This is a genomic window from Lysinibacillus sp. NPDC097195 (assembly GCF_044762075.1).
GTDB lineage: Bacteria > Bacillota > Bacilli > Bacillales_A > Planococcaceae > Lysinibacillus.
In genome coordinates this window covers 2,590,708-2,614,565 of the sequence record NZ_JBIWDP010000001.1, presented here as the reverse complement: position 1 = coordinate 2,614,565, position 23,858 = coordinate 2,590,708, and the positions used below count along the sequence as shown (strand labels likewise).

At 37.8% G+C, this 23,858-nt stretch carries 21 protein-coding genes and 1 other annotated feature; of the genes, 14 read left to right on the top strand and 7 right to left on the bottom strand.

All coding sequences use genetic code 11. From position 1 onward, the window contains the following. The 5 genes from addA to ACIQXI_RS13340 all read left to right on the top strand — a co-directional run bounded on the left by addA (position 1) and on the right by ACIQXI_RS13340 (position 8,626). Entirely contained in the window at positions 1-3,714 is a 3,714-nt protein-coding gene (addA, locus tag ACIQXI_RS13360; protein WP_402925531.1) for a helicase-exonuclease AddAB subunit AddA, read from the top strand. Positions 3,715-3,845: 131 nt separating this feature from the next. Beyond that, entirely contained in the window at positions 3,846-5,039 is a 1,194-nt protein-coding gene (locus ACIQXI_RS13355; RefSeq protein ID WP_402925528.1) for a DUF418 domain-containing protein, read from the top strand. 97 nt (positions 5,040-5,136) lie between these two features. Then, positions 5,137-6,039 (top strand): fumarylacetoacetate hydrolase family protein, encoded by a 903-nt coding sequence (locus ACIQXI_RS13350; protein ID WP_402925526.1) that lies wholly within the window; start codon positions 5,137-5,139, stop codon positions 6,037-6,039. 167 nt (positions 6,040-6,206) lie between these two features. Continuing rightward, complete coding sequence (locus tag ACIQXI_RS13345; protein ID WP_402925524.1) at positions 6,207-6,575, top strand: YisL family protein; 369 nt, start codon at positions 6,207-6,209, stop codon at positions 6,573-6,575. A gap of 584 nt (positions 6,576-7,159) precedes the next feature. After that, positions 7,160-8,626 carry an alpha-amylase family glycosyl hydrolase gene (locus ACIQXI_RS13340; RefSeq protein ID WP_402925522.1) on the top strand — a complete coding sequence of 489 codons (1,467 nt, stop codon included), beginning with the start codon at positions 7,160-7,162 and terminating at the stop codon, positions 8,624-8,626. Between the two features lie 88 nt (positions 8,627-8,714). Here ACIQXI_RS13340 and ACIQXI_RS13335 read toward each other — a convergent pair whose 3' ends face one another. From ACIQXI_RS13335 to ACIQXI_RS13325, 3 genes are all read right to left on the bottom strand, one after another. Further along, entirely contained in the window at positions 8,715-9,137 is a 423-nt protein-coding gene (locus ACIQXI_RS13335) for a hypothetical protein (protein WP_402925520.1), read from the bottom strand. A 354-nt stretch (positions 9,138-9,491) separates the two neighbouring features. Further along, positions 9,492-10,349 carry a DegV family protein gene (locus ACIQXI_RS13330; RefSeq protein WP_402925518.1) on the bottom strand — a complete coding sequence of 286 codons (858 nt, stop codon included), beginning with the start codon at positions 10,347-10,349 and terminating at the stop codon, positions 9,492-9,494. 84 nt (positions 10,350-10,433) lie between these two features. Beyond that, positions 10,434-11,243, bottom strand: a complete 810-nt coding sequence (locus ACIQXI_RS13325) for a Cof-type HAD-IIB family hydrolase (protein ID WP_402925515.1) — start codon at positions 11,241-11,243, stop codon at positions 10,434-10,436. Between the two features lie 124 nt (positions 11,244-11,367). Between ACIQXI_RS13325 and ACIQXI_RS13320 the strand changes: the two genes are divergently transcribed. Beyond that, complete coding sequence (locus tag ACIQXI_RS13320) at positions 11,368-12,132, top strand: prolyl oligopeptidase family serine peptidase (RefSeq protein WP_402925512.1); 765 nt, start codon at positions 11,368-11,370, stop codon at positions 12,130-12,132. Between the two features lie 53 nt (positions 12,133-12,185). Beyond that, entirely contained in the window at positions 12,186-12,494 is a 309-nt protein-coding gene (locus tag ACIQXI_RS13315) for a metal-sulfur cluster assembly factor (RefSeq protein WP_402925510.1), read from the top strand. A 120-nt stretch (positions 12,495-12,614) separates the two neighbouring features. Here ACIQXI_RS13315 and ACIQXI_RS13310 read toward each other — a convergent pair whose 3' ends face one another. Then, positions 12,615-13,310 (bottom strand): Crp/Fnr family transcriptional regulator, encoded by a 696-nt coding sequence (locus tag ACIQXI_RS13310; protein WP_402925507.1) that lies wholly within the window; start codon positions 13,308-13,310, stop codon positions 12,615-12,617. A 256-nt stretch (positions 13,311-13,566) separates the two neighbouring features. Here ACIQXI_RS13310 and ACIQXI_RS13305 point away from each other — a divergent pair, with 256 nt between their 5' ends. Continuing rightward, the gene (locus ACIQXI_RS13305; protein ID WP_402925504.1) at positions 13,567-15,693 is read left to right on the top strand and encodes an ATP-dependent Clp protease ATP-binding subunit; all 2,127 of its coding nucleotides are present in this window, start codon (positions 13,567-13,569) and stop codon (positions 15,691-15,693) included. Between the two features lie 55 nt (positions 15,694-15,748). Here ACIQXI_RS13305 and ACIQXI_RS13300 read toward each other — a convergent pair whose 3' ends face one another. Continuing rightward, the gene (locus ACIQXI_RS13300; RefSeq protein WP_402925503.1) at positions 15,749-15,943 is read right to left on the bottom strand and encodes a YjzD family protein; all 195 of its coding nucleotides are present in this window, start codon (positions 15,941-15,943) and stop codon (positions 15,749-15,751) included. Positions 15,944-16,381: 438 nt separating this feature from the next. On the opposite strand from ACIQXI_RS13300, the gene ACIQXI_RS13295 reads away from it, so the two are divergent. The 3 genes from ACIQXI_RS13295 (at position 16,382) to ACIQXI_RS13285 (ending at position 18,920) form a co-directional block, all read left to right on the top strand. Next, on the top strand, positions 16,382-17,320 hold the full coding sequence (locus ACIQXI_RS13295; RefSeq protein WP_402925500.1) for a beta-ketoacyl-ACP synthase III: 939 nt from the start codon (positions 16,382-16,384) through the stop codon (positions 17,318-17,320). A 30-nt stretch (positions 17,321-17,350) separates the two neighbouring features. Beyond that, positions 17,351-18,592, top strand: a complete 1,242-nt coding sequence (gene fabF / locus ACIQXI_RS13290; RefSeq protein ID WP_402925498.1) for a beta-ketoacyl-ACP synthase II — start codon at positions 17,351-17,353, stop codon at positions 18,590-18,592. A gap of 97 nt (positions 18,593-18,689) precedes the next feature. Next, the gene (locus tag ACIQXI_RS13285; RefSeq protein WP_402925496.1) at positions 18,690-18,920 is read left to right on the top strand and encodes a YuzI family membrane protein; all 231 of its coding nucleotides are present in this window, start codon (positions 18,690-18,692) and stop codon (positions 18,918-18,920) included. On the opposite strand, the gene ACIQXI_RS13280 is transcribed toward ACIQXI_RS13285, so the two are convergent. Together ACIQXI_RS13280 and trpS are read right to left on the bottom strand one after the other, a co-directional pair. Then, positions 18,904-19,212 carry a hypothetical protein gene (locus tag ACIQXI_RS13280; protein ID WP_402925493.1) on the bottom strand — a complete coding sequence of 103 codons (309 nt, stop codon included), beginning with the start codon at positions 19,210-19,212 and terminating at the stop codon, positions 18,904-18,906. The two genes, ACIQXI_RS13285 and ACIQXI_RS13280, sit on opposite strands and share 17 nt — an antisense overlap. A gap of 15 nt (positions 19,213-19,227) precedes the next feature. After that, the gene (trpS, locus tag ACIQXI_RS13275) at positions 19,228-20,217 is read right to left on the bottom strand and encodes a tryptophan--tRNA ligase (protein ID WP_402925492.1); all 990 of its coding nucleotides are present in this window, start codon (positions 20,215-20,217) and stop codon (positions 19,228-19,230) included. 65 nt (positions 20,218-20,282) lie between these two features. After that, positions 20,283-20,516 (bottom strand) — a binding site (T-box leader). Between the two features lie 524 nt (positions 20,517-21,040). Here trpS and spxA point away from each other — a divergent pair. The 3 genes from spxA (at position 21,041) to ACIQXI_RS13260 (ending at position 23,847) form a co-directional block, all read left to right on the top strand. Further along, positions 21,041-21,436, top strand: coding sequence for a transcriptional regulator SpxA (gene spxA / locus ACIQXI_RS13270; protein WP_068983509.1), 396 nt, complete (start codon positions 21,041-21,043; stop codon positions 21,434-21,436). Between the two features lie 432 nt (positions 21,437-21,868). After that, complete coding sequence (mecA, locus tag ACIQXI_RS13265) at positions 21,869-22,537, top strand: adaptor protein MecA (RefSeq protein ID WP_402925489.1); 669 nt, start codon at positions 21,869-21,871, stop codon at positions 22,535-22,537. 197 nt (positions 22,538-22,734) lie between these two features. Next, entirely contained in the window at positions 22,735-23,847 is a 1,113-nt protein-coding gene (locus ACIQXI_RS13260; RefSeq protein WP_402925487.1) for a competence protein CoiA, read from the top strand. Positions 23,848-23,858 lie beyond the last annotated feature (11 nt).

The window sequence follows — 23,858 nt, the reverse complement described above, 5'->3', positions numbered from 1 at the left end:
ATGGTGCAGCACATACCTGTAAAACCAGCAAATGTGACATGGACCGATGATCAGTGGAAAGCGATTTATGCAAGTGGACAAGATACACTTGTGTCAGCAGCGGCTGGCTCTGGTAAAACAGCAGTCCTTATTAATCGCATGATTGAAAAGGTCATCGCCACAGAAAATCCAATTAATGTCGATGAATTACTCGTCGTAACGTTTACCAATGCCTCTGCGGCTGAAATGCGTCATCGTATGGCCGAGGCATTAGAAAAAGCGATAGCAGAAAATCCGACGTCTAGCCATTTGCGCCGTCAATTGAGTCTCGTCAATAAAGCGCAAATTTCAACATTGCACTCTTTCTGTTTAGCTATTGTGAAGCAATATGCTTATATGCTTGATATAGACCCAGGTTTTCGTATAGCGAATGAGGCTGAAATTGCCTTGTTGCGAGATGATATTTTAGCAGATGTGCTAGAGTCTGCCTATGATACCGATGATGAAGAACAAATAGCCGCTATTTATCGCCTTGTCGATAGTTTTACATCGGATCGTGATGATCAGGCAATTGAAACATTGATGAGTAAGTTATATGACACGTCGCGCGTTCATGCTGAACCACAAAAATGGTTACAAAGCTTACCAGAAACATATAAGCTTGCAGATGATGTGACGATTGATGATGTAGCGTTATCAAAATATGTGAAATTAACGGTCAAACATAGTCTAGAGGAAGCATTCGTCTTAATTTCTGAAATGCGTGCCATAACGCTACAGCCTGATGGCCCTGCTCCATATGCGGAAACGGCAGAAATTGATTTTGCGATGATTCAAGAAGGAATACGAATCAGCCAAGATGGCACATGGCAACAGTTATTTGATTATTTTTCAACCGTTAAGTGGTCGACGTTGAAACGTGTATCTAAAGATGCTTTAGTTGATGTTGAACTTCAGGAGCTTGCAAAGAAAAAACGTGATGCTGCTAAGAAAATAATGAATAAGTTGAAAGAAACTTATTTTGTCCGGACGCCAGCTCGTTTGCTTGAAGAAATCAGACTAATGGCGCCCACGATTGCAACGCTCGTTAATTTAACGAAGATGTTTAGCGCACAATTCCGATTAGCAAAATTAGAACGGGGCATTATCGACTTTTCTGATTTAGAGCATTATGCTCTACAAATTTTAACGGAAGAAGTAGATGGTCAATTACAGCCTTCACCTGTTGCACTAGATTTGAAAAAACGTTTTAAAGAAGTGCTGGTCGATGAATATCAAGATACGAATATGTTGCAAGAAACGATTTTGCAATTAGTAAAGCTCGGGAATGAACATGACGGTAACCTTTTTATGGTAGGTGACGTAAAGCAAAGTATTTATCGCTTCCGGTTAGCAGAGCCGAAACTTTTTATGCGAAAGTATGGCGAGTTTGTAGAAAATCCTGAAGCGACGGGGATGCGCATTGATTTAAATGCTAATTTCCGTAGTCGAAGTGAAGTATTAAATGCGACTAACTTTGTTTTTGCGCAAATAATGGGGGAGCGTGTTGGTGAAATTCACTATGATGATAATGCATCATTAAAGCCAGCAGCACCTTATGATGACAAAGAGGTACCTGTGGAACTTGTCGTTTTACATCCACCTGAGGAAGAGGCAGTGGATGAAGAAATCGAAGACAGTGCTAGTGAAGCATCAGAGCTTGAAGAACTGAAAAAATCACAGTATGAAGCGCGTTTTATAATTGATCGAATTCGTCAACTGATGGAAGAGGGCACCACAGTATACGATACAAAAACGGCGACAGAACGTCCGTTAAAATATAGTGACATTGTTATTTTAATGCGTTCAATGACATGGTCAACCGATTTAGTAGAAGAATTTAAGTTAGCGGGCATTCCTCTTTATGCGGAGTCGTCGAAAGGTTATTTTGACGCACTTGAAGTGATGATTATGCTGAATACGCTAAAGGTTGTGGATAATCCCTATCAAGATATTCCACTGGCATCTGTTTTACGTGCCCCATTCGTAGGCTTAACAGAAAATGAGTTAGCTAAAATTCGTTTAGCGGATACGAAAACACCGTTTTACGATGCACTTAAACAATTTATACGCAGTGAGGGACATGGCGTACAGTCCGAAACATTTGAAAAGCTTCAACGATTTATGCTGGCATTTGAAAATTGGCGCGATTTAGCACGCCGAGGATCATTGGCGGATTTGATTTGGAAGATTTACTTAGATACGCATTATTATGAAATGGTCGGCGCTATGCCTAATGGCAAACAACGCCAGGCAAATTTACGGATTTTACATGATCGAGCACTAATGTATGAAAAAACAGCATTTCGGGGGTTATTCCGCTTCTTACGCTTTATCGACCGGATGCGCACACGTGGCGATGATTTAGGAACGGCAAAATCCATTGGAGAAAAAGATGATGTTGTACGACTAGTAACCATCCATTCTTCTAAAGGTTTAGAGTATCCTGTCGTTTTTGTTGCAGGAATGGGACGTCCCTTCAATAAAATGGACTTCCACAATCCCTATTTATTTGACCAAGATTATGGGCTTGCAGTCAAAGCAATCGATCCTGAAAATCGGATTACTTATACGTCATTACCATTTCTGGCGATGAAAGAGAAGAAAGAGCTTGAAATGAGAGCTGAAGAAATGCGCGTATTATATGTAGCGATGACCCGTGCGAAGGAACGCCTTATATTAGTTGGGTCAGTAAAAAATTGGGATAAAACACGTGATGCTTGGCAGGATGCACAAAACTTAGCTGTCGATGCACCGTTGCAAGATTATTTACGGGCACGGGCAAATAGTTATTTTGACTGGGTTGGACCGGCTGTTGCGAGACATGCTGATTTTGCTACTCTTGCAAGTGCGCCTTATAAGGCGAGACAAGACGCATCACATTGGTGGGTTCGTGCTATATCTACACAACACTTTATGTATGATACACAAGCGCTAGATAATGAAGTCCAGCAAATGTTAGAAACACCAGAGGATACAGCGCTACTAGCAGAAGTTTCAGCTCGCTTCCAAGCACAGTACGCTTACCAAAAATCAACGCAAAAACGCTCGAAAACATCTGTTAGTGAGATTAAACGGATAGAAAATTTACAGCGCCAAGAAGAGCCTGAGTATTATTTTGCTACACCTAAGAAGGACAAGTCTTCCATTGCACCAAGACCACTCTTTATGCAAAACAAGCAGCTAACAGGGGCAGAAATGGGAACGGCGATCCATACGGTGATGCAGCATGTCCCACAGTTTGGCTTTACGACTGTGCAAGAAGTGGAGCAATTTGTTGCGGAGTTAGTGACGAAGCAGTTATTAACGGAGGCAGAGAGCAAGATTGTACCATGTGATAAAATTTTCCGTTTCTTTACAACAGAGATTGGACAGCGTTTTAAAAATGCAAAACAAATTCGCAGAGAAATGCCATTTACGATTAGTCGTGTTGATGATGATGGTGATGCACAAATTGTCCAAGGGATTGTGGACTGTTTGTTTGAGGATGTCGATGGCAACTGGGTATTACTTGATTATAAAACAGACCATATTAAGCCACACTTTGCGCAAGAGCCCGCACTGTCGAAGGAGTTATTAAGTCGTTATGGTGTGCAATTACGAGTGTATAGTGAAGCAATTGAATCGATTTTACACATCCAAGTGAGTGAAAAAGTGTTGTACCTATTTGATAACGAACAGGCACTTTATGCATAGAGGAACGAATATTAGCTTGTGAATTCAATAGTGTTAATAAGCAAGATGCAAACTTCTGCGTGAAACGTCAGCTTTACGCAGAAGGGTGTAACTTGTCAGTTTACGCGGAAGAAAGAAGAGGAGGCTATGTTGTGGATTTGAAACCAACAATGTTGCAGGAACGCATAGCAACATTAGATATTTTACGAGGAATAAGTTTACTAGGTATTTTACTAGTTAATATGTATGCTTTTTATTTGCCGATGCCATACATTGATTTAGGGTCATGGTTTACAACACCATCAGATATTGTGTGGCAGCAAAATTTAGATATTTATGTGCAAAGTAGTTTTTATCCATTATTTTCTATGTTGTTTGGCTATGGTTTAGCAATGCAATGGCAAAAAGCACAAAGTCGTCAACAAAATTTTTATGGAATAGGGCTTAGAAGACTCATTGTTTTATTCCTATTTGGTGTGGTGCATGCGGTCCTGATTTGGTGGGGAGATATTTTAATGATGTATGCATTTTGTGGGATTTTCCTGCTATTACTCCTACGTTTACATCCAATATGGCTGTTAGTGACTGGCATTATTATTAGTGGAATCATGCATCTTTTTATGTTGTTTGTAGTAGGTTATATTAACTTTAATACGCAGATTGATGCGTATTTAAATATTACCGATGTAGAAAAAGCCATTACGGCTTATGGCACGGGTAGTTGGATGGATGCATTTATGCAACGCCTAGCAGACTTATCTATTCAAGCCAATATTGGGATGTGGTTTGCGGCATTATTTACAATCCTACCATATATGTTAGTAGGTGCAGCTGCTTCTAAATGGCATTTAATCGAGCGAGCAAAAGAGCTTAAATGGCTATGGCTAGTACTAACAATTGTAGGACTAGCGCTCGGTATTTTCCTAAAAAGTACACCGATTGTCTTTAGTCGTACGTATTTATTTGATTATGTAAAAGTGTATATCGGTGGTCCGATATTATCGGTCGGCTATATAGGAATCATTGTATTAGTATGTTTAGTGCCGGTTGTCCCGAAAATACTTAGTCCATTTGCAAAAATTGGACGTATGTCGTTAACGATGTACATACTTCAATCTATTATAGGCACTTTGGTATTCTATCAATTTGGCTTAGGTTGGTATGGCAAAGTAAGTGTTGCAACAGGTGTCTTAGTTGCTATTGCTATTATTGTCGTGCAAATGATTGTAGCTGAAATTTGGCTATCGAAGTGGAAACAAGGGCCATTGGAAGCTTTATGGCGTAAAATCACATATAAAGCGAAAACGGAGCCAAGTGAAAAAATTGCTCGTAATATCCTTAATTAATTGAGAATTAGCAACATTAAAAATTGTTATCGTAAAAGTAAGGTAATTTATATCATATTGTTGTATCATGTAGAAAAAAGAAGGAGCTCTTAAAATCATGAAAATTTTATCATTTAAATTAGGTGGACATGTAAGTTTTGGACCAAAAGTAAAAAAAGAAGAAGCGGTATGGGATGTACTCGCTATTCAAAACGAACTTCAAGTTCTCCCTTCTTTTTCAAGTTCAATTGTCGATGGTATTGCGCTAGGCTTCGATTTTGTTGAACAGATTCGTAAGTTAGTAGAAGCAGCAGAAAAATCAGATCGTGCGAATAGTTTCAAGCGTGAGTTTACAGAGATTGAATGGTTATCACCAATTCCACGTACACCAAAAAATATTATGTGTATAGGTAAAAACTATGATGAGCATGCAAAAGAAATGGGTGCAGAAGCAGCACCGATTGATTTAATGGTATTTACAAAGTCTCCTACAGCGATTGCTGCCGATGGTCAAACATTATCGATACATGCTGATCTTTCTTCTAAAATGGATTATGAAGGGGAATTAGCTGTTGTTATTGGAAAGCGTGGCAAAAACATTCCAAAAAACTTAGCCTTTGATTATGTTTTTGGCTACACAATTGCCAATGATATTACAGCGCGTGATCTACAAGATAAACATAAGCAGTTCTTCTTAGGGAAAAGTTTAGAAGGCACTTGCCCATTAGGTCCATACCTTGTGACAAAGGATGAAATTCCAAATCCACAAGATTTAACGGTCGTAACAAAAGTCAATGACGAAGTCCGTCAAAACGGTACGACAAAAGATATGATGTTCACTGTAGAATCGTTAGTATCCATTTTATCGCAACACGTAACATTAGAGCCAGGTGATGTTATTTTAACAGGTACACCGGCAGGCGTGGGGAAAGGTATGAACCCACCGCAATTTTTAAAAGCGGGCGATACGGTCAAAGTGTCCATTCAAGGTATTGGTACATTAGTCAATCATTTTGAATAATTTAAGTAATCCGCGTGAGTAAAAGCTTGCGCGGATTTTTTGTTTCATGTAGAAGATATCATGGCCAAAATTAATGCAATTTCGTGAACACAACTTGTAATATTTGAAACCATTTCCACTGCATGATAGGATAGAGTTTGATAGAAAAAGAATGAGGTGGGACAATAATGGATTTTTTAACTAGCCGAACAGATTTACACATTACGACTTGGGTAGTAGGTATCGTCATCTTTTTAATTGCAGCACTTAGCGGTAAGCAATCTAAAGGCTTACATATGACATTACGCTTATTTTACATTTTAATTATCATTACAGGTGGGGCATTATTTATTGAAGCAATGAAGTTTGGTCAAGGAATGCTTTACGGCTTTAAATTTATTGGCGGACTTTTAGTTATTGGTATGATGGAAATGGTATTAGTTCGTCAAAAGAAAAACAAACCAACTGCAATGTTCTGGGTTTTATTTGTAGTGTTCTTACTAATTACGATGTTCTTAGGCTTCAAGTTACCAATGGGATTCAGTTTCTTTGCATAATGATTTAACAAGCCGTGAAGCTATTGCTTCACGGCTTTTACTTTTTACAGGAAGTGCCTACGGGGAGTGCCAGGCACTGAAACAATTCTTAATTTTCTGTATTTTTAAGTTTGCGCGTGGAAAGCACCTGCCGCAGCGGACATCAATGAATAGCGAAAAAGTTAGCAGATGGTATTTCTGCGCTATAAAGAAAAATGATATCTGAGCTGTTCTTCTTATGCAGTAGATTAAAAATAGAAGCAAACACTAGTTGATGGTAGCGAAGGAGGTGACTCCTGCGGGACTAGCACACAGCGTAAGACGCAACAGGCCGCGCATTAGCGAGGGTTGCGGCTTACGGTGGGCCCGCGGAAAGCACCACCGTAGCGGACATCAACGACATCGCAAAAAGTGTTAGATCGTTACCAGTCAATCTAACACTTTTTCTCTATTTTCTTTGCCTTTTATTATTGAAGTTGGCTTAATTTGACACCTTTTTGTCGCAATTCATTTTGCATTTCAGGAAAATATTTTGAAATGATAGCAAGGTAACTGGTTTATTTGGTAAAATGACGGTGGATTGCTTTGAAAGAGAGGGAATAAAAGTGAAATTTAAGAAGTGGATAGGCGCGACAGCTGCATCGCTTTTACTGGCAACTTCATTAATAGGCATAACACCAGCACATGCAGATGAAGTGCAAACAAGAACGATTGCAGAAGAAAGCATATATGATTTACTCGTTGACCGTTTCTTTAATGGTTCCGGTACCAACGATTATGATACAAATACGCAAGACCCAACAAAATTTGCAGGTGGCGACTTCATAGGATTACAAGATAAACTAAAATTTATTGGTGAAATGGGCTATACCATCGTTTCTATCGGTACCATTTTTGATACTGAAACATATGATGGCTCGATGCCAACAAGCTATAGTATTATCGAGGAGCATTTTGGAACAGAAGAAGAATTCCAAAGTGTTGTAAAGGCCTATAAAGATAAAAATATGTCGATCATGGTGGACTTTCCGTTGAGTAATGTAAGTCCTAATCATGAGTGGGCACAAGATGCTGCCAAACAAAGCTGGATTGCCTCTACAGATAATGGACATATTCAATGGGATTTAACAAATCAGGATGTACAAGCAGCTTTAATAGAAGCAGCGACAAATTTTGTTTCTACATATGATGTGGGTGGCATACGTTTAACGAATATTGCAGATGCTGATCCAACGTTTCTTAATGCCATGATTACGGCATTAAAAGAGACAAAAAAATCGTTATATGTTATTTCAAATGAAGAAAGCGATGCCAATTTTGATGCAAGCTTCTCGACAGCAACAGCAGAAATCTTCCGTAATATTTTTAAAAATGTTGATCGAGACTCTTCAAAATTAATGGAGCCTTTTTCAAGTGACAAACCGACGCAAATTATGATAGATACGCTACAAACGCCTCGTTTTACATTTGATTCTGCGTCAGAAAATATGTTTCCTCCAACACGCTTAAAAATGGCTTTGGGCGCGTTATTTATGATGCCTGGTATTCCTGTTGTCCAGTATGGTACGGAAATTGCTATGAACGGGGAAGTAAAACCTGATAATCATCAGTTATACAATTTTAAAACAGATGAAGAATTAATTGACTATGTTAAAAATGTGCAGTCATTACGTAATCAATCGGCAACTTTACGAACAGGTGATTTTGAAATCATTACGAATGATAATGGGTTACTAGTATTTACACGAAAATCGGATGACGAGCAATGGATTATCATGGTAAACAATACTGGGAAAACCCAACGCGTTGATTTAACACCAGAACAAATTGGTGAAGGTAAAATGCTAAATGGTATTTTACAAGAAGAAAAGGTACGTAAAAATGAAAAAGATGTGTATCCAGTCATACTAGACCGGGAAATAGTCGAGATTTATCAAGTTAAAGATGATGAAGGGCTAAACGTGCCTTATATGGTTGCACTTGGTTTGGTCTATGTCGTATTTATTGGCTTCGTCGTTATTATTATTAAACGAGGGAAAAAACGTCGTCAAGAACAAGACGCCGTTAATTAATAATAGCTAACAAGCGGTGATAAATTTGTTACTTGTTTCCGCAATAACTAGGGGAACCTTATTGATGAGGTTCCCATTGTTTTTTTTATTAGTTTTCAATACGAATAAAGCATTTTTCAAATATCTCAAGTGTTTCAATTTGTAAATCATGTAAATAAATGGTTGACTCATCCCCATGATGGTCATCTTCCTCACCTAACCAACAAATATAAACTTCACAAAAATCCCCATGTGGGAGTAAATCTTTTAGTAAATGACATAAATGGAGAAAGGTTTTTTTAGATTTATCGTAGTGGTGTGGTGAATGTCTTTTTTGATATGCATTCATTTCCCAAATAGGATGACCTTTTTCAAATAGTTCATAAATATAGGGCGTAGTAAAATGCTTCTGCTGAACGGCAGTACGATTTTCTTCATTAGAGAAAACATAACCTATTTCCACATCACCCTCTGTATAATATTCATTTAGTGTTACTGTAAAATTTAAACCTAAATAAGTAACCATACTCATCTTCATAAACTCCCTGCTGTTTTAGTTTTCCATGTAAATTACTTAATAGTTAAATAAGCAATACACACATTATTGAAAGTAGAAGTATGTGTGAATCCTACGGCTTACAATGTACCCGGTGCAAACAATCCGCCATAGTGGTTAATGGTTTTTTACGCAATGGCAAATAGTTGATGCTAGCGAAGGCGGTGACTCCTGCCAGAGCGCACGCAACGTAAGACGTAACAATCCGCGCGATCGCGAGGGTGTGACCGCGCAAAGCACCGCCATAGTGGACATCAACGGCATAATAAAAAGTGTTAGATTGATTATAGTCAATCTAACACTTTTTCATGTATGTTCTATTGTCTTACACTATGCTTGGTAGCTCTTATTAGTAAAGAATATAGCAATTGTGCCTGGTCCTACATGGGAACCAATTACCGAGCCAATCATTGTGACTTGGATAGCTTTTGGCGTAAATCTTTCCTGAATCAATGTTTTCACTTCGTTCGCAAATGCTGTGTCATCACTATGGCTAATGCCGACAATTTTGTCAGAAAAATTACCACCGCGCTCCTGCATTAAATCTAACATGCGCGCAATCGCTTTTTTACGACCGCGTGATTTTTCAATTGGTACTAGCTTGCCATCCTCGACATTTAAAATGGGCTTAATGCTAAGAAGTCCACCAAGAAAGGCACTAGCTTTCGAAACACGACCACCCTTCGCAAGATAATCTAAATCTTCTACTGTAAAAAGATGTTCCATCTGTGAAGCAAGTGATGAGACTTTAGATTCGATTTCTTCCAGTGATGCACCAGCTTTTCGCAGTTGAACGGTTTCTTCTACGATTAAGCCATGACCTAAAGAAGCACATTTCGAATCGATAATGGCTAGCTGAAGCGTTGGATATTGTTCCAGTACTTGGTTGCGAATCATTACAGCGGTACTATACGTACCTGATAATTCAGATGAAAAGGCGATATAAATGCCTTGTTCTTCGCTTTTAGCAAGGCTTTCAAAATGCTTCAAAAAAAGCTCTGGTGAAACTTGTGAAGTTTTCGGATGTGCCCCTTGTCGGATAGCATCGTAAACTTCTTTTGAATCAATTGCTAGGACATCATCGTATTCATTGTTGTTTACTTGTACTCGTAGCGGAAGTAGAATGACATCATTCTCTTCGTAGAAAGACTTGGGTAAATCACATCCACTATCAGTAAAAATTTTCATCATCGTAACCTCCTAAAAATCTGTATTTACTTGAACTGCTGAAGATGCATGTTATGCTAATTGGAAATGGAAATTACTTCTTATCTATGATAATTTTAAGCGTTCTATAAGTATTTTAGCAATGCCATCCTCATTATTCGTTGCTGTAATTTCATTGGCAATATTTTTTAAGCTAGGGATGCCATTACCCATTGCGACACCGATACCTGCATAATCAATCATTTCTAAATCATTGTCCTCGTCACCGAAGGCAATAATTCGCTCCCGTGGAATGCCTAAATCCTTGGCGACATGTGAAATACCCACCGCTTTGTTTAAGCCACGACGGACAATTTCAATAATATGCAGCGGCGCGCCCCAACGGCGATGCTCGATCACTTCTGCATGAACTTCTTGTAGATGATCTCGAATAATCATAGAGTTTGCTTCGTTTGCTTGAATAAGAAGACTTGTTGGATTGACTAATAAATTTGTTGAAATATCACCGAGCGTTATTTTGGGATTGCCCATGTTAAAAATATTTAAAATCCGATCATCTTCCGTATGGACATAAATATCATCCTTTACTTCGGCAATAATATTTTCATAATCGTAGGTATTAACTGAATCAACCACTTCTCGTACAACATTTAAGTCAATCGGTGTATGCATTGTTTGCCATGCGGCGTTTTTAGGATGGTGGACATAGGCTCCATTAAAATTAACAATCGGTGTTGTTAACCCGAGCTCATGATAGTAAAGATCACTTGCGCGATAAGGACGGCCTGTAGCAATCATTACCTGATGGCCTTGTTCCTTAGCCTGCAATAATGTTTTTTTTGTTTTTAATGAAATCTGTTGTTGGTCCGTTAATAACGTCCCGTCTAAATCTAACACGATTAAATGCGGTTTCATAACGTATTGCCCCTTTCTATATGTTTGAATAGTATCGCTTTGTTAATCATACGTCAAAATTTTGTCACATTGAAAAAAGTTTGCTAACATAAAAAAGGTCAGACAAAAGTTGGGAGTGACAAGCATGTTAGTCAAAAATGAAATATGGGGAAATATTCCTTTGTTACATATATCCACAGATAATATGAATGAAAAAACCCCAGTAGTAATTTTCTTACACGGTTTTATGAGTGCAAAAGAACATAACTTACATTATGCGTACCAGTTAGTAAATAAAGGAGTGCGTGTCCTTTTACCAGATGCGAAATGGCATGGTGATCGCAGTGAAGGATTTACAGAGACTCAAATGAATTTACATTTTTGGGAGATCGTCTTAAATTCTATTCATGAAGTTGAGCAATTATATAATGAATTAAAGAATAAGCAACTCGTCGCTCATGATAAAATTGGCGTCGCTGGTACTTCGATGGGAGGTATCGTCACTTCAGGATGCTTAAAGCTTTATGACTGGATTGAAACGGCAGCAATCTGTATGGGTGGCCCTGCTTTTATCAAATTAGGTGCTTATCAATTACAGCAAATGGCTAAAAACGGTGTGAAATTTCCAATGTCAGAACAAGAAGTTCAAAAAACGAATGAACTGCTTGCAAAGTATGACATTAGCTTAACGCCTGAGCGATTTGCAGGACGTCCAGTGTTGTTTTGGCATGGTGAGCGTGATAAAACGGTCCCATTTAATGATACGTATAATTTTTATTGTACATTACGCACATACTATGATGACAATCCGAACAACTTAAAATTTATTGCAGATAAACAGGCCGGTCATGCTGTATCACGTAATGGGATGTTGGCGGCAACAGATTGGCTTGCACAGCATTTGGCATAATAAGAAGCATCTGCTATGATTAAGTAAACACTGTAACGAAAGGAGAAATACAGATGGATCAAGATATGAAAGATAGCATGTTAAGTGCATTAGAAAATGTAATTGACCCTGAGCTTGGTATTGATATCGTCAACTTAGGTTTAGTATATGATGTAGAGTTAGATGACGAGGGGGTAGCAACTGTTACGATGACGTTGACTTCAATGGGATGCCCAATGGGACCTGTGATTGTCGATCAAGTAAATACTGCTATGAGTGAACTACCTGAGGTGAAAAGTACAAATGTTAATATTGTATGGAATCCACCTTGGTCAAAAGATAAAATGTCTCGCTATGCCAAAATGGCATTAGGTGTCCGCTAGTAGTGCGCCTTTAAACGCGCTAATATACGAATAAAAAATCCCTGCTTGCACATAACTGTAAGCGGGGATTTTTTATGAAGCTTACGCTTGCCTATAGTCTCTTTAAGCGAGCGCAAAGAATCAATCAATGCGGCAAATTTGTAATGGACAATTTTCGCAAGCAATTTCATCTTTTAAATATTGTAAATCAAGAATGGTAATATAGCCTTTTTCAAAGGAAAGAATGTGATGTTTTTTTAAATCATTCAGCATACGATTAATCATTTCTCTACTCGTAGCACATAGATTTGCAATTTCTGTATTTGTTAATGGAAAGTTGATAAATATTGAGTCATTTTCTGCTGGCTTGCCGTAAGTATTTGCAAGTCGAATAAGCGTTGAAAATAAAGCACCTTTTTTACCATTTAGCATTAAATCACGGAGGCGGCTCTGATATTTTAAATTTTCTGTTTGCAACCATTTCATATACTCTACCATCAAATGTGGCTGCTCTACTAATAGATGTTCTAATGACTTACGGCTTAACACATACAACGTTGACGTTTCTAACACTTTAGCTGTCATCGAAAAGTATGTCAGATTACAAAATAAAGAGCCCTCACCAATTATACTATCGGGACCGCAAATGCGAATCGTTAATTCCTTGCCACTCTCCGTCTCCTGACTAATCGCAATAGCACCAGATTTAATGTAATAGATTTCTTTCGCACGTTCACCTTCTAAGAAAATTTTACTATCCTTATTCACTGTAATAAAAACGCCATTATGTTGAAAAAGAGCACGTATTTTCTCGTGCATACTATCCTTTAGAACCATATATCAAACACATCTCTTTCTTTTTGTAATCGAAAATACCTGCATTACAAAAGGATGACGATAATCATTTCGATATACTAAAACAACGAAACATACTAATATTATAACGTAATTTTCCAATTATCGGTTAAAAATTTTTGAGCTTTTTTTTTGCTTGGCTTTGTCGGTTGTTGTAAAATAAAGTTAGTCAAAGAAGGTCAAACTTTTAAAAATGTAAATTTGGGTAAAGATATAAAAAGAGAAAAGGAGTGCTATTATGCAATTTCAACAAACAGATGATAAAAAACCATTAGAGCAATTTGGCCGTAACTTAGTTGAAGAAGTTAAAAACGGCAAGATGGACCCTGTCATTGGGCGCGATGAAGAGATTCGCAACGTCATTCGCATTTTAACGCGTAAAACGAAAAATAACCCTGTGTTAATTGGTGAACCAGGGGTAGGTAAAACAGCCATCGTAGAAGGCTTAGCACAACGTATTGTAAAAGGGGATGTGCCGGAAGGCTTAAAAGAATGCATTCTGTATGAGCTAGATATGAGTGCATTAATCGCAGGTGCTAGTTATCGAGGTCAGTTTGAAGAACGACTTAAAGGTGTGTTAAAAGAGGTAAAAGAATCCGAAGGACGCATTATTTTATTTATCGATGAAATCCATACCATTGTTGGCGCTGGTAAAACAGATGGCGCTATGGATGCTGGCAATATGTTAAAGCCAATGCTTGCACGTGGTGAACTGCACTGTATAGGGGCTACCACATTAGACGAATATCGTATGTATATTGAAAAAGATCCAGCTTTAGAACGTCGCTTCCAACAAGTGCTTGTCCGTGAACCATCTATTGAAGATACTGTTTCGATTTTACGTGGTTTAAAAGAACGCTTCGAACTGCATCACGCAGTGCGTATTCATGACCGTGCTATTGTTGCGGCAGCAGAGCTGTCTAATCGCTATATTACAGAGCGTTTTTTACCTGATAAAGCGATTGATTTAATTGATGAAGCTTGTGCGATGATCCGAACAGAAATCGATTCGATGCCACAAGAATTGGATGCAGTAACGCGTCGTATTATGCAGTTAGAAATTGAAGAGCAAGCATTACGAAAAGAAAAAGACGATGCAAGTAAAAAGCGTCTTGAACAATTACAAGAAGAATTAACAAAGCTTAAAGATTCATCTGAAGGAATGCGCAAACAATGGGAAGCAGAGAAAGAGGCGTTGCAAGGCATTCAGAAAAAACGTGAATCACTAGATAAATATCGACGTGATTTAGATGAAGCAGAAAGTAATTATGATTTAAATAAAGCTGCAGAATTACGACATGGGAAAATTCCTGCACTTGAAAAGGAAATTCAAGAGATGGAAAAGCAATTAGAAAAAGGTAGCGAAGCACGTATTTTACGTGAAGAAGTTACATCGGATGAAATTGCTTCAATTGTATCGCGTTGGACAGGTATACCGGTAACGAAGTTAGTTGAGGGTGAACGTGAAAAATTATTACGTTTAAAGGATACATTACATGAACGTGTTATTGGGCAGGATAATGCTGTGCAGCTTGTGACGGAAGCGGTTTGGCGTGCACGCGCAGGTATTAAAGATCCACATCGCCCAATTGGTAGCTTCTTATTCTTAGGGCCAACAGGTGTAGGGAAAACGGAGCTAGCGAAAGCATTGGCAGCTCAACTGTTCGATTCTGAAGAGCATTTTATTCGTATTGATATGAGTGAATATATGGAAAAACATAGTGTGTCACGTCTCGTTGGTGCACCTCCAGGCTATATTGGCTATGAAGAAGGTGGACAATTAACAGAAGCAGTACGCCGCAATCCGTATTCAGTCGTTTTGCTTGATGAAATTGAAAAGGCACATCCAGATGTTGCAAACATTCTTTTGCAAATTTTAGATGATGGTCGCATTACGGATAGTCAAGGACGAATGGTCAACTTTACGAATACGGTTGTCATTTTAACATCGAATATTGGTTCAAGCTATTTAATGGAGGCACAAGAGGGTGACGCAGCGGTTGAGGATTTAGTAATGACAGCATTGCGCCAGCACTTTAAGCCTGAGCTTTTAAACCGCATGGACGATATTATTATGTTCCATGCGTTGTCCGAGGAACATTTCACTGCCATTGCTTGGAAGTATGTTGAACAGCTTATCAAACGAGTAGCAGAACAAGAAATTACATTAGATGTAGCACAAGAAGTGATTGATTGGGTAGTCGAGCAAGGAGCAGATCCTCAGTTTGGTGCACGTCCACTTAAACGCTTTGTGCAACGTTATATTGAAACGGCCGTTGCTAAGGAATTATTGCGTGGCGAGGTACTGCCAGGAGAAACGCTACATGTTAAAATGCACAATGGTCAATGTGTAGTAGAAAAATAATAAATAAAAAAAACCTGTTTCGCGTAAGGCGAGACAGGTTTTTTTATACATTTGATTAGTGATGGTCTGCAGCTTCTGGAGTTGGCTCGTTTGGAATGATTGCGCCAATAACAAAAATAAGTACTGAGAATACAACTGAAATGATCGCACCAGTTTGGAAATCAAATGGTACCCCAATTACAGCACTTACTACGTAGTTTAACATTGAAACTAGTAAGAATGACCATATGAATGTTACGATATATTGCATTAAATTCACCTCAACGAACTATTTTATTACATATACATTATCATATCATAACATAGGACGAAAAAAAAAGAACCTTTTATCAAAAGTTGAGCTTTGTGCGTGCTGATTAATGGCAAATTTGTCACAACAATGTAGCAAATTGGGCATAGGTGATGTGTAAGTGGTGATTGACCTGTTTGGTGGTATTACGCGAAGTTTTAATGGCGATGCTCGAAGCTCTATCGTCAATTCTGTAATAGCAGAAGTGTAACCTACAAAAAAATGAACTGAAGCAGCAAAAATAACCATTTTATTAGTGTAAAACGATTGAAGAATGCTATATGAAGTACAACCATATGCTATACTAATTTTAATTCGTCTTGCACCATTTGTTTATTATGAGTTATAATTATGACCAGTTACTAATAATTGATAGTAAGAAAGCAGAGGGGTTGCTATATGAACGCAGGTATTATAGGTTTAGGCAGATACGTTCCTGAAAAGGTCGTTACGAATTTTGACTTAGAAAAAATTATGGATACTTCAGATGAATGGATTCGAACTCGTACTGGCATCGAAGAGCGTCATTTTGCTGCAGAAAATCAAGAAACTTCAGATTTAGCAGTAGCTGCTGCGAAAGATGCTATTGCAAAAGCAGGTATTACACCTGAAGAAATAGGATTAATACTTGTTGCAACTGTAACGCAAGATCAAACATTTCCAAGTGTAGCATGTATGGTTCAAGAGCAAATTGGTGCAGTAAATGCAGCAGCGATGGACCAAGCGGCAGCTTGTGCAGGATTTATATATAGCTTAGTGACAGCAAAACAATTTGTAGAATCAAGTGCTTATAAATATGTCTTAGTAGTAGGTGTTGAAAAGCTGTCCAAAGTCATTGATTGGGAAGATCGCAACACCGCTGTATTATTTGGTGATGGTGCAAGTGCTGCTATTGTTGGTCCAGTATCTGAAGGTAGAGGGATTCTATCATTTGAACTTGGAGCAGATGGCACTGGCGGAAAACATTTATATTTAACACAGCAACAAACAATTGCGATGAACGGTCGTGAAGTATTTAAGTTTGCTGTTCGCCAAATGGGTGAATCGGCAGTTAATGTATTAGATAAAGCAGGCTTAACAAAAGAAGATGTTGATTTTTTAATTCCGCATCAAGCAAATATTCGAATTATGGAATCAGCACGTGAACGTTTAGCATTACCAGCGGAAAAAATGTCAAAAACGATTCACAAATACGGAAACACATCAGCGGCTTCTATTGGTATATCTTTAGCAGAAGAGCTTGAAGCAGGTAAGATAAAAGATGATGATCTATTAGTACTTGTCGGTTTTGGCGGTGGCTTAACATGGGGCGCCGTTGCAATGAGATGGGGAAAATAACAACGAAAATTGCTTGAGAGGAGTAAGACAATGAATAAACGACGAGTTGTAATTACAGGAATTGGCGCAGTAACACCACTAGGTAATAGTATCGAAGAAACATGGGCAAACATTAAGGCTGGGAAATCAGGCGTTGGTGAATTAACACGCTTAGATAAAGATCTTTTTGCTGCCAAAATCGCTGCTGAAGTAAAAGACTTTGATATTGAAAAGTATATTGAACGTAAAGAAGCTCGCAAAATGGACCGCTTCACGCATTATGCATTAGCAGCATCTATTATGGCGATGGAAGACGCACAGCTTACAATTGATGAAGAATTAGCACCTCGTGCAGGTGTATGGATTGGCTCTGGTATCGGTGGGATGGAGACATACGAAAACCAATTTTTAACGTTCCAAGAGCGTGGTGCACGTCGTGTTAGCCCATTCTTTATTCCAATGATGATTCCAGATATGGCTTCAGGCCAAGTATCTATTCACTTTGGAGCGAAGGGCATTAATTCTTGTTCAGTAACTGCTTGTGCATCAGGTACGAATTCAATTGGTGATGCATTTAAAGTAATTGAACGTGGTGATGCGGATGTGATGATCTCCGGAGGAGCTGAATCACCAATCGTAACGATGGCTGTTGCAGGCTTCTGCGCAAATACAGCATTATCATTAAATACAGACCCGCAAACAGCTTCTCGTCCATTCGATAAAAACCGTGATGGCTTTATCATTGGTGAAGGTGCAGGGATTGTTATTTTAGAAGAATACGAACATGCAAAAGCGCGTGGCGCAAAAATTTATGCAGAAGTGCTTGGTTACGGTTCAACAGGCGATGCGCACCATATTACAGCTCCAGCTCCAGAAGGCGAAGGCGCTGCACGTGCGATGATCCAAGCGTTAGAAGATGGCGGCGTAGAGCCTTCACAAGTTGGTTACATTAACGCGCATGGTACAAGTACGCCGTACAATGATTTATTTGAAACACAAGCGGTAAAAACTGCATTTGGAGAACATGCTTATAAACTAGCAATGAGTTCTACAAAATCGATGACAGGTCATTTATTAGGTGCAGCTGGCGGTGTGGAAGCAATTTTCACAGCACTAGCACTGAAAGAGGGCATTTTACCACCAACAATTAACTTAACAGAACCAGATCCTGAATGTGATTTAGATTATGTACCAAATGAAGCACGTGAGGCGAACATTGAATATGCAATGAGTAACTCACTTGGCTTTGGCGGTCATAACGCAAGTCTATTATTTAAAAAAATTGAAGAATAATGAAAAAACGTCAGCCTAATTTACAAGGCTGACGTCTTTTTTTTTAAGCTAGCGAATAGAAAATAAAGTAAGAAGAAATAGAAAGGATGCCGTTTATTTGTTTCGTCTTTTTTTATTTTTAATGAGCTATGGCTTAATGATTCTTTCCGTTGGTAATTTAATATTATATTTGAACTACCGGACACTCGGTTATTCTTGGTCCGTTGTTTTTAAATTTATTTTTCACACAACAGAATTTTATATGGCAATTGGTGCTTGTATTGTACTGTGTAGCGTTGTGCTCGATGTTGGTTTCGATCGCACAGACAATGTTAAAGATAAGGTGTGAATTTTACCGGAATCGCTAAAGCGAGTGCTACTTTTTTGGCCAAGTCTTCACCTTGTACATCGTGATTTTGGGCCAAGTGTTCCATCCCTTCGATGAATGAGTCTGTTTCAAGGTCAATCCATTCACCGAAGTTACACATCCATGTTGTCAGCTCCTCTAATAAAGCATCATCTAACGGGAATTGTTCTAATTCTAAATTGTTATGGCAGTGACCACACCATAATGGGTCGGCACCAAAGTCACCTTCTAAAAGAAGGGTCTTAATCGTTTGTTTACAATGTTCACAGTGCATAGTAGAAGTCCTTTCTTAGCGACGTGTGCGGCCTAAGCCCATTGCTTGTTCCATCCGCTTTAAAGTAGCGCTAGCAATAGCATTTGCCTTTTCTGCGCCTTCATCTAAGATGATATCCAGTTCAGAAGATTCTACAAGGTCATAAAAGCGTTCTTGAATAGGTGTAAGGTGCTCGATAACGGCTGCGGCAACACTTTGTTTAAAGCCACCATAACCAATGCCATCGTATTTTTTTACTAAATCATCAATCGATACGCCAGAAATAGCAGATTCAATTGTTAGTAAATTTGAAACACCTGGTTTATTTTCAACATCAAATGCCACAATACCATCAGAGTCTGTTACTGCTGATTTAATTTTTTTCTCAATCTCTTTTGCTGTATCTAACAGTTTAATTGTAGCCTTTGTATTTGGGTCAGACTTGCTCATTTTTTTCGTAGGCTCTTGTAAAGACTTAATACGAGCTCCTGCTTTCGGTAATTGAATTTCAGGAATTGTTAACACTTCACCATAGCGTTTATTAAAGCGCTCTGCAAGGTCGCGTGTTAGCTCAATATGTTGCTTTTGGTCATCACCAACAGGAACAATATTCGTATTATATAATAAAATATCAGCAGCCATTAATGGTGGATATGTTAAAAGTGCTGCAGAAACAGTTTCCTTGCCATGTGATTTATCTTTGAATTGTGTCATTCGCTCCAGCTCACCGATTGAAGCGACACATTGTAGCATCCAGCCTGCTTGTGCATGGGCAGGTACTTCTGATTGAATAAATAATGTTGACTTTTGAGGGTCAATACCAGTTGCAATGTACGTAGCAGCTAAGTTACGAATATTTTGACGTAATTCTTTAGGATCTTGCGCAACCGTAATGGCATGTTGGTCAACGATACAATAAATAGCATTCCCTTCCTCTTGTAACGCGGGGAATTGCTTAAATGCGCCAAGATAATTACCTAAAGTTACAATACCAGTGGGCTGTACGCCTGAAAAAATTGTTGTCATCTTAATTTCCTCCTCGGGATTCGAAAAATAAAAAAACATCATGCGTCCTCATTAGTATTAGCTAATGAAGGGACGAATGATGTTTGAATCCGCGGTACCACCCTGCTTGCCTTAAAAAGGCCACTTTGCTTCGTAACGTGAAGAGACGAGCTTTGCTAAAGGTATCAAGTAACAACCTTGAACGTTCACAAAGCTAACTCGGAAGCCCATTCCAAATGCATACATGATCTGTTTCCAGCAACCACAGACTCTCTATACATGTATATTGCAAATGTACTACTCTTCGTCAGCGTTTTTAACTACATTGTTCGTGTAGGAATCTTTCCTGAGGCAAAATGCCATCGTGTAGAAAGACTTGCGCATATGCGCTTTACTTATTGCACAAAATTATAGTATAAAGTCTTTGCTAAATGCAAGCATGTGAAGGCAATGTTATGACTAATTTTTTCTTTTTGGAAAAAAGCAACAAATACTAGTGAAGTTACGTCTTATTTGTATACGTTGAAGTGACATTATTCTCGTTTGTATTTTTTAATTGAGAACAAATAGTTTCAATTATTTTATGTTTAAAAAGCTGTGTAAATGGGAATATTATTATTAGTTCGTTGGACATGTAAAGAAATATTGGATACTTTAAAGTAGTATCAATAGACAGAATATTTTGTAACAAAGTCGTTCAAACCGCATTCTTTTTTTCCTTGGAACTATATTCAAATACAGCTGAGTGCTGTATAATGGAACTGTAGATTTACATTACATTAATTCTAATTTAAGAAAATGGCTTATAGATAACAATACCAAAGAGAAAGGATGTGTCAGTATGATAGTTACTTTATTTACATCACCAAGTTGTACGTCTTGTCGTAAGGCGAAAGCATGGTTAGAGGAGCATGAAATCCCATATACAGAACGTAACATTTTTTCTGAGCCGTTAAGCATTCGTGAAATTAAAGAAATTTTACGTATGACGGAGGATGGAACAGACGAAATTATTTCAACTCGATCAAAAATATTCCAAAAATTAAATGTAGATGTTGAAAGCTTACCTTTACAACGCTTATATGAACTAATTCAAGAATATCCAGGATTATTACGACGACCAATCATATTGGATGAGAAACGATTGCAAGTCGGCTATAATGAAGATGAAATTCGACGATTTTTACCTCGTAAAGTAAGAGCATATCAATTACAAGAAGCACAGCGAATGGTGAACTAAAACCCCCTTATTGTGCATAGAATAATGTATTAGGTGTTACAAATGCAAAAGCATGTTGTGACATCTATTTTTTTATGTTTTACTTATGTAAAAACCTGCAACCAAAACTAATATTTAATAGGTAAAAGTCATATATTTCCGTAAAAGTATGTTAAACTTGATTTAATCTAAATAGTTTAATACAATTTCAATTATTCAAATATCTTCTTTGAAATGGTGTATATCCTTTTCATTTTATGAAAGAACAGCATACAATAGAATTAGAGACAACTGTGAACAAAAAAACACTGATTACAGTTGCTCGATGATTTTCTGTAGTGTGGTCAAAGGTTGAAAAACAAAGGAGTATGAAGGTTAAAAATAATGAATCAAAGCATACTAATGAAATAATACTGTTTTTCGACAAATGACAGTGAAGGGAGATGAGGTCTAGTGGACATCGAACGTGTAAATGAAAATACACTCAAGCTCTTTATTACGTACAATGATATAGAGGATCGCGGCTATAGTCGTGAAGAAATTTGGTACAACCGAGCAAAGGGTGAACAACTTTTTTGGGATATGATTGATGAAGTAAATACTGAAGATTATTTTGATGTAGAAGGTCCGATTTGGATTCATATCAATGCGTCAGAAGTAGGCTTAGAAATCATTGTCACACGTGCACATATTTTAAAAGACGGTGAAACATTAGATGGTCATTCGCAATTTGATGAACAAAAAAGTATGTTTGCCCCATTCGACGAAGTTGGTGAGGATCTTCTTAGTCAATTAACTCAATTTGGTGACATGGATGAATCAGAGTTATTTATGGATACAGACATTTATGTTTATAAATTTAAAGATATTGATGAGTTAATCCCCGTTGCAAAACGGATGACGGACGACTTAGTGGATTCCTCATTATTCAAATATGAAGGTAGTTACTATTTAGTAGTAGACTTTGCGAACGCAGATGATGATTTAAATCGCCATGATAAAAACGCGGTCATTAAAGAGTTTTTAAGCCCTTCAAATTTCACAATTCATCGCCTTGAAGAATATGGTGAAAAAATTATGGAATATGATTGCTTCGAAACTGTTCGAAAATATTTTAGTTAACATCTTCAAGCTTCTTAGTATTTTCAGGGGCTTTCAGACTGTAGACACACTCAATATAGTTGAGTTGCCTACAGTCTTTTTTTATTTTAGGAGTTAATAATAAACATAAGAAAACTCAAATTTCGAAGAAAAACACATGTTTAATTGGCATTTGGAACAAAGCTCTCTACAATAAGGCAAAAAGGAGAAGGATTGTCTTGCTTATTGCATATACAGAGCAACAACAACTATTTATTCCATATCAACATTCAAGACAAGCTTTACAGCAATACCGCCAACAACAACAATTTTTTTGTCCGCAATGTCAGCAACCTGTTCAATTGAAAATAGGGAGATTGATGATTCCACATTTTGCACATATGGCTAACCAATCTTGTGATCAGCGATTTGCAGAAGGGGAATCAAAGCTCCATTTGCAAGGAAAAATTCAATTATTTGAATGGTTAAAAACATGCGGGCATACAGTAGAGCTGGAGCCATTTTTAACGAAGCTGTCCCAAAGGCCAGATTTATTACTACAAACAGAACACTTTCCGTTAGCGATTGAATACCAATGTAGTCCGATAACCCATGAAACCTGGCATGTGCGAACAGAAGGCTATAAGAGAAATAATATGCAGGTTTTATGGCTTTTTCAAACACCGCAGAACAACTATCCATCAAATGCAATTCAAAAGATTCGCATTGCTCCTATCCTTCAAAATGCAATTACTAAAACAACAAACAAAGTACCATATTTAATAACATATGATGCACAAGTAGCCAGATTTAATTATTGGACGAATCTTCTTCATGTTCACGGGCATACTTTTATAGCGAAAGTACTTACTATCCCTCTCCATAAACAGCAAATGCCCTTTTTTGAACCGCGCTTGATTACGCTTAAAGCATTTAATACTTACTGGCAAATTTATAAAAAACTTTGCCAACAGTACGTATATCAACGACTATTGCACAGTAAAAAAGGGGTTCAAGATCCTTTTTTACGAAGCTGTTATGAACTAAATCTGTCACTTAATGCATTGCCGCATTTTATTGGCATACCTGTGCGGAATGCAAAAGCTATTCCGATTTTTTCAATTGAGTGGCAAGCCATTTTATTAAATTATTGTAGGAAATTACAGTTGCGACCTTGCGAATTAGATAAGAGAAATATTCGGTTGTTTTTAACATTACTCAATTTAGAAGCTACAAAATTGAGAGTGCAAGCTGTTGAAAACTATGGGAAATTGTTAGGACATAGTTTTCAGCACCCTAATCACAATATGGTGATTTGTGAAGAAATATATAGGCATTTATATAATCAATAAAAAAGTTTTCA